Annotated in this window: 11 protein-coding genes and 1 other RNA gene; 6 read left to right on the top strand and 6 right to left on the bottom strand. The window is 66.7% G+C overall.

Features of this window, described 5'->3' with window-relative positions; all coding sequences use genetic code 11:
* Positions 1 to 105: 105 nt before the first annotated feature.
* Positions 106 to 497, bottom strand: an RNA gene (rnpB, locus tag ACTHQX_RS05795) — RNase P RNA component class A.
* Positions 498 to 567: 70 nt separating this feature from the next.
* On the opposite strand from rnpB, the gene ACTHQX_RS05800 reads away from it, so the two are divergent.
* A complete protein-coding gene (locus tag ACTHQX_RS05800) occupies positions 568 to 1,485 on the top strand; it encodes an alpha/beta hydrolase (RefSeq protein WP_440155848.1) in 918 nt (305 codons plus the stop codon).
* Positions 1,486 to 1,517: 32 nt separating this feature from the next.
* On the top strand, positions 1,518 to 2,282 hold the full coding sequence (locus tag ACTHQX_RS05805; RefSeq protein WP_440155846.1) for a YaaA family protein: 765 nt from the start codon (positions 1,518 to 1,520) through the stop codon (positions 2,280 to 2,282).
* A gap of 74 nt (positions 2,283 to 2,356) precedes the next feature.
* On the opposite strand, the gene ACTHQX_RS05810 is transcribed toward ACTHQX_RS05805, so the two are convergent.
* Together ACTHQX_RS05810 and ACTHQX_RS05815 are read right to left on the bottom strand one after the other, a co-directional pair.
* Positions 2,357 to 3,094 (bottom strand): zinc ribbon domain-containing protein, encoded by a 738-nt coding sequence (locus tag ACTHQX_RS05810; protein WP_440155845.1) that lies wholly within the window; start codon positions 3,092 to 3,094, stop codon positions 2,357 to 2,359.
* Positions 3,095 to 3,275: 181 nt separating this feature from the next.
* The gene (locus ACTHQX_RS05815) at positions 3,276 to 4,178 is read right to left on the bottom strand and encodes a Nif3-like dinuclear metal center hexameric protein (RefSeq protein WP_440156186.1); all 903 of its coding nucleotides are present in this window, start codon (positions 4,176 to 4,178) and stop codon (positions 3,276 to 3,278) included.
* A gap of 115 nt (positions 4,179 to 4,293) precedes the next feature.
* On the opposite strand from ACTHQX_RS05815, the gene msrA reads away from it, so the two are divergent.
* The 3 genes from msrA to epsC all read left to right on the top strand — a co-directional run bounded on the left by msrA (position 4,294) and on the right by epsC (position 6,447).
* A complete protein-coding gene (gene msrA, locus ACTHQX_RS05820) occupies positions 4,294 to 4,818 on the top strand; it encodes a peptide-methionine (S)-S-oxide reductase MsrA (protein ID WP_440155844.1) in 525 nt (174 codons plus the stop codon).
* 67 nt (positions 4,819 to 4,885) lie between these two features.
* The gene (gene cysK, locus ACTHQX_RS05825; protein WP_440155843.1) at positions 4,886 to 5,821 is read left to right on the top strand and encodes a cysteine synthase A; all 936 of its coding nucleotides are present in this window, start codon (positions 4,886 to 4,888) and stop codon (positions 5,819 to 5,821) included.
* 41 nt (positions 5,822 to 5,862) lie between these two features.
* The gene (gene epsC / locus ACTHQX_RS05830; RefSeq protein ID WP_236803723.1) at positions 5,863 to 6,447 is read left to right on the top strand and encodes a serine O-acetyltransferase EpsC; all 585 of its coding nucleotides are present in this window, start codon (positions 5,863 to 5,865) and stop codon (positions 6,445 to 6,447) included.
* 42 nt (positions 6,448 to 6,489) lie between these two features.
* On the opposite strand, the gene ACTHQX_RS05835 is transcribed toward epsC, so the two are convergent.
* Positions 6,490 to 7,323: an oxidoreductase gene (locus ACTHQX_RS05835; protein ID WP_440155841.1), complete on the bottom strand. Its 834-nt coding sequence runs from the start codon at positions 7,321 to 7,323 to the stop codon at positions 6,490 to 6,492.
* A 153-nt stretch (positions 7,324 to 7,476) separates the two neighbouring features.
* Positions 7,477 to 8,913, bottom strand: coding sequence for an NADP-dependent phosphogluconate dehydrogenase (gndA, locus tag ACTHQX_RS05840; protein ID WP_102972232.1), 1,437 nt, complete (start codon positions 8,911 to 8,913; stop codon positions 7,477 to 7,479).
* Positions 8,914 to 9,155: 242 nt separating this feature from the next.
* Here gndA and ACTHQX_RS05845 point away from each other — a divergent pair, with 242 nt between their 5' ends.
* The gene (locus tag ACTHQX_RS05845) at positions 9,156 to 9,896 is read left to right on the top strand and encodes a FadR/GntR family transcriptional regulator (RefSeq protein WP_440155839.1); all 741 of its coding nucleotides are present in this window, start codon (positions 9,156 to 9,158) and stop codon (positions 9,894 to 9,896) included.
* A gap of 22 nt (positions 9,897 to 9,918) precedes the next feature.
* On the opposite strand, the gene ACTHQX_RS05850 is transcribed toward ACTHQX_RS05845, so the two are convergent.
* A complete protein-coding gene (locus ACTHQX_RS05850; RefSeq protein ID WP_440155837.1) occupies positions 9,919 to 11,046 on the bottom strand; it encodes an L-idonate 5-dehydrogenase in 1,128 nt (375 codons plus the stop codon).
* Positions 11,047 to 11,087: the final 41 nt, after the last annotated feature.

An 11,087-nucleotide genomic window follows, 5' to 3' on the forward strand; every position in this document is an offset into this window, starting at 1 on the left:
GCATGTGGCCATTTATCAACCCCGATCAGCCCCGAACAGATACTGCTGAAACCCTACAAAATAGGCGTTCTACCCCTAGATTCCGGGGCAGAACGCCTAAGTAAGTGGATGGGTTGACCGATACGCCGGGTTCTGTGCTCCCGAGCCGTTGCCGGCACGGGAGTAGCGGCCATCCATCTACGAACGCCGTTGCCGGCGCCCTCCAGCGGCCTACCCGGACACTCGGGCGGGCAGCCCTCAAACGTGTCCTGTCTGGCCTTGCTCCGGGTGGGGTTTACCTAGCCTTCCCGGTCACCCGGGAAGCTGGTGGTCTCTTACACCACCGTTTCACCCTTACCTGCTTCGTGCCGCTTTCAAATCGGCGCGACGCGGGCGGTCTGTTTTCTGTGGCACTGGCCTGCGGGTTACCCCGAGTGGGCGTTACCCACCACCCTGCCCTGTGGAGCCCGGACGTTCCTCGAGCCACTTGCGTGACGCGCGGCCGCCTGGTCAACCCATCCGGAGTCCAGTTTACGGGCTTTCCTGCGGTGCCGGACACGCGCCGGTTCCCGGGTCTAAGATCGGGAAATGGACCAGCCGTCCTTCCCACGCCGACGCATGCTGCAGCTGGCAGGAATCGCTGCCGGCCTGACGGCAGCCGGCTCGTCAGCCTGCACGGCACCGCCTCCGCCGGTTCCCCGCCCCACAACGACGGCGGCCATCCCGTCAGGTTTCCCTTCCGCAGTGTCGCCATCCGCGTTGCCCCCGTCCGCGCTGTTGCCATCCACCGTGTCGACCCGGACAGGAGCTTTTAGCTCCCGCTTCCGCCCGGCGGCCACCACCCACTGGTCCCTGGCGGTGCCGCTTCCGGAGCAGGCCAACCAGGTGCTGCCGGTGGCGGTCTTCCTGCATGGGCTGGGCGGCAGCAGCGAGGTGCTACTGCGTGACCTCGTTGCTGACCAGGCCCTGCAGCGCCATCTGGACGACGGCGGCCAGCCCTTTGGGATTGCTGCCGTGGACGGCGGCGACTCCTGGTGGCATGCCCGCGCTGACGGCAGCGATACGCAGTCGATGCTGGTGCTGGAGTTCCTGCCGTTCCTGGCCGAGCAGGGGTTCGACCTCGGAAGGGTCGGCCTCTTCGGCACGTCGATGGGAGGGTTCGGCGCCCTCCTCCTGGCGTCCCGGGGCAGGGTGTCCGGGCTCCGCGCCGTTGCGGCCATGAGCCCGGCCGTCTGGTCCAGTTACGACGCGGGGATGCAGGGCGCCTTCGACGGCCCGGCTGATTTCGCGGCGAATAACGTTTTCGCGCTCCGTCCCCGGCTTGCAGCGATTTCCAAGCGCATCGACTGCGGCACTGAGGATGAACTCGCGTCGGCGGTGCGCCAGTACCGTTCAGGACTTCCCGGCCGGGTGGAGGGAGGCTTTCAGCCCGGCGGCCACGACAGCCTGTACTGGCGGTCGGTCCTCCCGGACGTGCTGGACTTCCTGGGCCGCCACCTGGACTGATCCCGCGCGCACCCGGCCGGTAAGATCGTACGGTGCTGATTCTGCTCCCCCCATCCGAAGGCAAGACTCCGGCCGTCCGCGGTGACGCCATGGACTGGGCTTCGTTGAGTTTCCCCGGGCTGAACACCTACCGGGCCAAGGTGCTCGACGCGCTGGGGACGGTCAGTGCGCATGAGGACGCCCTCGCCTTGCTGGGCGTCGGCGCCTCCCTTAAGATCGACGTCGAACGCAACACCCGGCTCCACGCCGAACCGGCGGCCCCGGCGCACCAGGTGTATTCGGGTGTGCTGTACGACGCCCTGGGCTACCGGTCGATGACGCCGGCGCAGCGGCGCCGGGCGGATGAATCGGTGCTGGTCATCTCCGCGCTGTGGGGCGCCATCCGGTTCGCCGACTCCGTGCCCGCCTACCGGCTGTCCATGTCAACGGCACTGCCCGACGTCGGACGCCTCGCCTCATTCTGGAAACCGCAGCTGACCGATGCCCTGGGCGGAATGGCCGGCGGCCAGCTGCTGGTCGATTGCCGGTCCAGCACGTACGCCGCCGCCTGGACTCCCCCGCCGGCAGACACCGTGGCGGTCAATGTCTTCACTGAAGTCAATGGGACGCGCAAGGTGGTCAGCCACTTCGCCAAGCACACCCGGGGCGAGCTGGCCCGGCACCTGCTGACACGGCGGGGCAAGGCCCCGCAAACCCCCGAGCAGCTGCGGAAGGCCGCGGCCGAGAAGTGGCAGGCCGAACTCGTTCCGGGCACGGCACGCAAGGCCCACGCCCTGAACATCATCCTGCCGGGCTGACCCAACTGGCTCGCATTTGATGTCGTTTTGAGCCCTCAAAACGACATCTACTGCCAGTCAGTTGGGTGAGGCGATCAGACCCACTCGGCCGAGCGCACCAGGATGCAGCCGGAGTCCGGGCAGAACACGATGTCGTCCTCGGCGGCGGCCTTGATCTCGGCCAGGTCGCCGGGGCTCAGCTGCATGCCCGATCCTTCCGACGTCCCGTGGAAGAGCCGCGCCGCGCCTACTCCGCGCCTGGCCAGCGTCTTCTCGTAGATCGTAAGCATCCCGTCGTCCAGCCCCGCTGCGAACTCTGCTCTTTGGCCGCGGACTACTGTCTCTTCAGCGTTGATCTCCGCAATCTGCTCATCGAGCTCGGCACGTATCCCGCCAAATGAACCCTGGATGTCGTCCACGATGCTCTGCTGGGCGGCCTGGCGTTCGCGCAGGACATCCAGCCGCTCGAGGACCTCGAGTTCCACGTCCTCCAGGTCTGAACGGCGCTTGTTGAGCGAGGCTATGTCCTTCTGCAGGGCGACGAGGTCCTTGGAGAGGCCGGTTCCGCTGTTGAGCTTTGCCTCGTCCCGTTCGATGCGGGTAGCCACCTGCTCCACGTCGGCTTCGGCCCGCTTCAGCTCCGCTTCGGCGTCGTGGACGGCCAGTTTCGCGGCGCCCAGCTCACCGGTGGCCACGCTGAGGGCGGCCTCAAGATCGGTGATCCGGGGATCGGATTCAAGGGCACGGCGGCGGTTGGACAGTGACTTCAGCCGGGCGTCCAAGCCTTGGAGCTCGAGCAACTTCAATTGTTCCGCCGGTGCTGCCTTGGCCACGTTATACCTCCGCTTGATCCCATCCGGCTCCGGCCGGCACCCCCGTTGGGGGTTTTCTAGACTCTAGCGCCTAACGCGCTCCCCAGCCTCGCTACGCATCCCCACCGGCTCCCAAACCTCGCTGCGCTCGGTGCGGGCCCCTCGCCGGCGTGGGCCCTGCGATGGACTTCGCGCGACAGGCTTAGCCGGGAGTGAGGATGAAGTCCCATGGATCGCTGTTGGTGGTGCTCACCCGTATTTCGACGTCGAGGCCCTGGTCCGCGAGCACGTTGCCCAGCGCTTCGGCCGCGGCCGGGAGCCACAGCCATTCGCTGGCGAAGTGCGAGACATCGATGAGGTACGGGCGGTCATTGACAGCAGCCTCCCTGGCTTCCGAGGCCGGGTGGTGGCGCAGGTCCGCGGTGACGTACAGGTCTGCGTTGCTGGCCCGGACCTCGTCAAAGAGGGAATCCCCGGCCCCGCCGCACACCGCGACCCGCTGCACGAGGCCGTCCTTGTCCCCGGACACGCGCACCCCTCCCGCCACGGCCGGGAGGATGCCGAAAACGCGCGCGGCGAAATCGCCCAGCGTCATGGACTCGCTTAAGTCCCCGACCCGCCCGATGCCTTCCTCCGGAAGACCGTCGGCTGCGGGAGTCAGTGGCGATACGTTTTCCAGGCCCAGGGCGTCGGCCAGTACATCGGAAACGCCGCCCACTGCCGAGTCGCCGTTGGTGTGGACCGTCAGCAGTGCCGTTCCGGATTCGATCAGGCGGTGGACGGCCCGGCCTTTGGGGGTGTTGGCGGCAACCGAGGTGACCCCCTTGAGGAGCAGGGGGTGATGGGTGATGAGCAGCTCCGCGCCCCATTCAATAGCCTCGTCGATGACCTCGATGGTGGGGTCCACGGCGAACATGACGCGCGTAACGTCGGCGGACGGATGGCCGGCCACGAGGCCCACCTCGTCCCATGACTCTGCCAGCGACTCCGGCCAGAGTTCCTCCACGGCCAGCATGAGCTGCCCCAGGGTTGCAGCGGCGGGTGACTCCGCGGCGTCGGGAGCGTCTTCCGGTTCCGCTGCAACGTCACTGTTCACAGGTTCCATACTCATATTTTTACCCTACAGTCGGCTCTGGCCTGTGCCCGGTATATGACCCTAGGGTTGGCTAGGGAATCATTGGCGGCCGCTGACCATTAAAGAGGACATGAGTAAAGAGGACATGAGAACTTTTGTGCTTGGCGGGGGCTGCTTCTGGTGCCTGGACGCCGTCTACCAGAAAACGAAGGGCGTCACGTCCGTGGTTTCGGGGTACACCGGCGGCCATGAGCGCAACCCGGATTACTACTCCGTTTGCTCCGGCACCACGGGGCACGCGGAGGTGGTGGCCGTGACTTTCGATGAGGATGTCATCCCGGCCGAGGTCATCCTGGACATGTTCTTCGCCCTGCACGACCCCACCACGCTCAACCGGCAGGGGTACGACGTCGGCACGCAGTACCGTTCGTCAATGTTCTACGAGACCACCGAGGAGAAGATCCTCTTCGAGGAGGCGATCGAACGGAACCAGGCGCTCTGGTCCCGGCCGATTGTGACCGAGGTCAGCCGGCTCCCTGTGTTCTATCCGGCGGAGAACATCCACCAGGACTACTACGCCAAGTTCCCTGAGCAGGGGTATTGCCAGGTCATTATTAACCCGAAGCTGGCCAAGGCCCGGAAATATTACTCTGCATGGCTTAATGCGTAGCAGCGGCGCTGACCCCCTCGTTAGGCTGACCAAAGTATTCCTTCCTGAGAGATAGGCGCAAGTACACATGGCACGGATCTACGACGATGTAACACAGCTGGTGGGCGGCACCCCGCTGGTCAAGCTCAACCGCCTGACGGAAGGCCTGGACGCCACCGTTGCGGTCAAGCTTGAGTTCTACAACCCGGCCAACAGCGTCAAGGACCGCATCGGCGTCGCAATCATCGACGCCGCTGAGAAGTCCGGCGCGCTGAAGCCGGGCGGAACCATCGTCGAAGGCACCTCCGGCAACACCGGCATCGCCCTGGCCATGGTGGGCGCAGCCCGCGGCTACAAGGTCATCCTGACCATGCCGGAAACCATGTCCACCGAGCGCCGTGTGATGCTCCGTGCCTTCGGCGCCGAGATCGTGCTGACCCCGGGTTCCGAAGGCATGCGTGGCGCAGTGGAGAAAGCCCAGGAGATCGTCGCCAACACGGAGAACTCCATCTGGGCCCAGCAGTTCGCCAACGAGGCCAACCCGCAGATCCACCGTGAAACCACGGCCGAGGAAGTCTGGGCCGACACCGACGGCAAGGTAGACATCTTTGTCTCCGGCATCGGCACCGGCGGGACCATCACCGGCGTCGGGCAGGTCCTGAAGGAGCGCAAGCCGGGCGTCCAGATCGTGGCCGTTGAGCCCAAGGACTCCGCCATTTTGAACGGCGGTGCCCCCGGCCCGCACAAGATCCAGGGCCTCGGCGCCAACTTCATCCCGGAACTCCTGGACACCAACGTCTACGATGAGGTCCTCGACGCCACCCTGGAGGACTCGGTGGCCGTGGCCCGCGAGCTCGGCATCAAGGAAGGCATCCTGGGCGGCATCTCCTCGGGCGCCATCGTGTGGGGCGCCCTCGAACTGGCCAAGCGCCCGGAAAACGCCGGCAAGCTGATCGTGGCGGTCGTCTGCGACTTCGGTGAGCGTTACATCTCCACCGTGCTCTATGACGACATCCGGGGCTAGACCTTAGCCAGCCGCTTTCCGTTTCCTGTAGAAAGATCTTTGTGGGTTTCTTCGCAAGACTTAAGGAAGACCTCGACGCCGCCCGGTCCCACGACCCGGCGGCTCGAGGTTCTTTTGAGAACTTTTTCGCGTACTCCGGGCTGCACGCCATCTGGGCGCACCGCCTGACGCACAAGCTGTGGCAGGACCCGTCCACGCGGTTCCCGGCCCGGCTCATTTCGCAGCTGACACGCTTCCTGACGGGCATCGAAATCCATCCGGGTGCCACGATCGGACGCCGCTTTTTCATCGACCACGGCATGGGCGTGGTCATCGGCGAAACGGCCGAAATCGGCGAGGACGTCATGATCTACCATGGCGTCACTCTCGGCGGCCGCTCCCTCGCGAAGGTCAAGCGCCACCCCACCATCGGGGACCGGGTGACCATCGGCGCCGGGGCCAAAGTCCTGGGACCGATCACCATCGGCAACGACAGTGCCGTGGGGGCGAACGCAGTCGTGGTCAAGGACGCCCCGGCGGAGTCCATAATCACCGGCATCCCCGCGAGCTGGCGGCACCGCGACGCCCTGCGGGAAACCAAGCCCGCCGTGGACCCGGCCGAGTATTACATCGAATACCGGATCTGATCCCTTACGTCGGAGCGGCTGTGCTTTTAGGCGCGGGCCGGCTCAGCGGGCCACGCGCTTCAGCACCGCCGTCACCGCCAGGTCGTAGACCCGGTCGGGCAGGAGCCGCCGCAGTCCCGTGATGGCAGCGGCACCCCTGCCCACCGGGTAGCGGGTCCGGGGACGGGCAGCGGTGGCGGCCTGCAGCACCGCTCCGGCGACGACGTGGGGCTGGGTGGACGTCGCAGGCCTCCCCGTGGACGCGAGCACGGCCGCCATCTCCCTGGCCTGGGCCGCGTACGGCCCGTCGCCAGAGCCGGCCAGCAGCCCCTCGGCCGCAATGCGGCCCCACTCGGTGACGGTGCTGGCGGGCTCGATGATGGACACGCTGATCCCGTGTGGTTTCAGTTCCAGCCGCAGCGCATCACTGAGGCCTTCCACAGCGAACTTGGTGGCGTGGTACCAGGTGCCGAGCGGCTCATAGAACTTGCCTCCGATGGAGGAAATGTTGATGATCCTGCCCCTCCCCGCGGCACGCATTGAGGGCAGGACCAGCTGCGTCATCCGCGCCAGGCCAAAGACGTTCACGTCGAACTGCCGGCGGCCTTCCGCCAGTTCCATCTCCTCCAGCGCACCGAAGGAGCCGAACCCGGCATTGTTCACCAGGACGTCGATCCGCCCCTGCTCCCGGGTGACCGTGGCCACCAGGCTCTGCAGGGACGCGTCATCCGTGACGTCCAGCGGCAGGACCCTTATCCCCAACGCCTTGAGCGGTTCCATCCTGTCCACCCGCCTGGCTCCGGCGTAGACGGTGAACCCCTTGGCGCTGAGGAGCTTCGCCGACTCGAAGCCGATGCCGGTGGAGGCTCCGGTGACAATCGCGACGGGCTGGGACACTCGGCACTCCTCGGGATAAATCGGCTGGAGGGGACCAGCCACGGGGCGGATCGGCGTCGCCCTCAAAAACGGCTGGAGCCGGACGCACGAACGGCCGGCTCCTCCCAGAGTATCCGGGAGGGCCGGCCGTTCCTGCGTTATGCGCGGCAGTGGCTAGTGGGTGTCCACTGCCTCGACCTCGGACTTGTCCTCGCCCCACAGCGTGTGGAACGTGCCCTCGGCGTCGACGCGGCCGTAGGTGTGCGCGCCGAAGAGGTCGCGCTGGCCCTGGATGACCGCGGCGGCGAGGCGCTTGCGGCGCAGGCCGTCGTAGTAGGCCAGCGAGGAGGAGAACACCGGAACCGGGATGCCGAGCTGCACGGCGGTGGCCACCACGCGGCGCCAGGCCGGGAGTGCTTCGGCGATGGCCTTGGTGAAGGCCGGGGCAAACAGCAGGTTGGCCGGCTTCTGCTCCGCGGCGTAGGCCTTGGTGATTTCCTTGAGAAGCTCTGCACGGATGATGCAGCCGCCGCGCCACAGCGAGGCGATCTCGTCCAGCTTGAGGTCCCAGCCGTATTCCTTGGCGGAGGAAGTCAGCATGTCCAGGCCCTGGGCGTAGGAGACCAGCTTGGAGGCGTAGAGCGCCTGGCGGACGTCCTCGACGAAGTTTTCCGGGATCTCGACGGCGATTTCCTCGCCGGCCAGCAGTTCCTGGCCGAGCTTGCGCTGCTCCGCCTGGGAGGACAGGGCGCGGGCGAAAACAGACTCGGCGATGCCTGAAACCGGGGAGCCCAGTTCGAGCGCGGAGATGACCGTCCAGCGGCCGGTGCCCTTCTGGCCGGCGGCGTCCACGACGACGTCGACGAACGGCTTGCCGGTCTTGGCGTCCACGTGGCCGAGGACCTCTGCCGAGATTTCGATCAGGAAGGAGGCAAGCTCGCCCTTGTTCCAGTCGGCGAAGATCTTGGACTGTTCGGCGGGCTCGATGCCGGCGCCGGAGCGCAGGAGATCGAACGCCTCGCCGATGACCTGCATGTCGGCGTATTCAATGCCGTTGTGCACCATCTTGACGAAGTGGCCGGCGCCGTCGGTGCCGATCCAGGCGCAGCACGGCTGGCCGTCGACCTTGGCGGAGATCTTTTCCAGCAGCGGGCCGAGGGCGTCGTAGGACTCCTTGGAGCCGCCGGGCATGATGGACGGGCCGTTGAGTGCGCCTTCCTCACCGCCGGAGACGCCTACGCCCACGAAGTGCAGGTCCTTCTCGGCCAGCGCGGATTCCCGGCGGCGGGTGTCCTCGTAGTGCGAGTTGCCGGCGTCGATCACGATGTCGCCCGGTTCCAGCAGCGGAACGAGCTGGTCGATGACGGCGTCAACCGGCTTGCCGGCCTTGACCATGATGAGCACGCGGCGCGGCTTCTCCAGGGAGTCCACCAGCTCCTGCAGCGTTTCGGTGCGCACGAAGTCGCCGTCCGTGCCGTGCTTCTCCAGGAGGGCGTCGGTCTTTTCGACCGAGCGGTTGTGGAGGGCAACGGTGAAGCCGTTGCGGGCCAGGTTGCGGGCGAGGTTGGCGCCCATCACCGCGAGGCCGGTGACACCGATGTGTGCTGACATCAAAAACTCCATTTCAGTGTGTGCAACATATGTGCATTGCATCCCGCGGGTGCCGCGGAACACGCCTTGAGAAAAGTGGGCTGTGAATAAAGCATATATATTCGGGGACGAGTGCGAAAGCGGGTGACCACTCCTTGGACGCCAGCCGCGCCATAAAAAGTCTATGACGTGCCTCTCCCGCGGCGTCCAGACTCTTCCGGTTGCTGGGAACAAAGCCTTCCGGCCCGATTATGCTTACCACTATGTCAACCAGCCTCCACCACCGTGCCGTCGAGCACCTGGGTACCAGAATCGTCGACGGCAGCCTCCCGCCAGGGCATGTGATGCTGGCGGAGCAGTTGGAGGACGAACTGCAGGTATCCCGGTCTGTTATCCGGGAAGCTGTCCGCGTGCTGCAGTCGCTGGGCCTGGTGGAGACCACCAAGCGCGTGGGCATCAAGGTCCTGCCGGCGCACCGCTGGAACCCGTTCGATCCGCTCGTGATCCGTTGGCGGCTGGCCGGGGAAGGGCGCGGTGCCCAGCTGCGGTCCCTCGCGGAACTGCGCTCCGCCGTCGAGCCCGTGGCCGCCGAACTCGCAGCGGCGAATGCGCCGCAGGACCTGCGGCAGGAACTGCTCGACGTGGCCCTGGCGATGCGCGACGCCGGCCAGGCCGGCGACGTGCCGCGTTTCCTGGAACTGGACATCCAGTTCCACTCCCTGCTGCTCAGCGGCTCCGGCAACGAGATGTTTGCCAACCTCGTGGGCCAGGTGGCCGAAACCCTGACGGGGCGCACGGTGCACGGTCTCATGCCCGACCGGCCCCGGGACCTCACTCTGCAGTGGCACCTCGATGTGGCCGAAGCCATCTATGGGGGTAATGCAGCGGAGGCCCGCGAGGCGTCGAGCAGGATCATGCGCCGTACCATCTCGGAAATGGAGCCCGTCTGGGTGGAGCAGCCGAGGGTTTTCGTTCCCCTGCAGCCGCGCCAGCACTCAGCCTAACTCCGTTTAGCTGTGGCTCGGTTTAGCCGGCGAAGTTGAGGAGGACTTTCCCGGATTGGGCGGAGTTGCGGGCGGTGTCGAAGGCTTCGAGGGCGTCGGTGACGAGGTAGTCGTGGGTGATGACCGGGTCGATGGTGAGGGTGCCGTCGGCGAGGGCGGTGATGACCTCGTCGATTTCGTCGTTGAACCGGAACGAGCCTTTGAGGTCCAGTTCCCGGGTGATGGCCAGGGAGATCAGGACCGGCTGCGCTCCGGTGGGCAGCAGCCCGACCATGACCACGGTCCCGCCCCGGGCCGCGCCCTGGATCGCGGAGGCCAGGCCGTGGTGGTTCCCGGAGGATTCAATCACGACGTCGGCCTGCACCCTGGCGATCGCCTCACCATCGGCGGCGTTCAGGACCTCGTCCGCGCCCACCGCCGTGGCGATCTCCAACGGTTTGGCATGCATGTCGACCGCGACGATCCGGGCCGCCCCGGCGCGTTTGAGGACCGCGACCACCAACGCCCCGATCGGGCCGGACCCGATCACGAGCGCGGTCTTGCCGGCCACGTCCCCGGCCCGGGCCACCGCGTGCCAGGCCACCGACGCCGGTTCGATCAAAGCCGCGGTGCGCAGGTCCAGGGTCTCCGGGAGGGCCCGGAGCATCCGGACCGGCAGGTTCACGTACCGGCTGAACGCACCGTCCGTGTGCGGGAACCTCGCCGCGGAACCCAGATACGTGCACCCCGGGGACAGGTTCGGCCGGTCCGCCGGATACCGCGGCGCGTCCGGGCCCGTGCCAGGGCCCGGGGTGGCCGGGTGCACCGCCACCGGCGTCCCCGCTCCCGGGCCGGAACCGTCCGCGGCGGCCCTGACCACCCGGCCGCTGATCTCATGGCCCAGCACCAGGGGCGCCTTCAGGATCGACTCGCCCGCCGCGCCGTGCAGCCAGTAATGCAGGTCCGACCCGCAAATCCCGCCATACAGCACCTCGACCACGGCCTCATCCGGCCCCGGGGCCGTCAGCGGGACGTCATCGATCCGCAGGTCCCCCTTGGCGTGCGCGACCACCGCCGGACCCGAAACCGGAAGCTCCGTTTCCGCCGCTGCCGTTGCTGCCGTTTCCGCCGTTGCTGCTGCGTCTGTTGTTGTTTCTGTTGTGTGGGTCATCAGACCACCACCGTCATTCCGCCGTCGATAAAGATCGTCTG

The sequence above is a fragment of the Arthrobacter sp. SAFR-023 genome, assembly GCF_051965295.1.
Classification (GTDB): domain Bacteria; phylum Actinomycetota; class Actinomycetes; order Actinomycetales; family Micrococcaceae; genus Arthrobacter.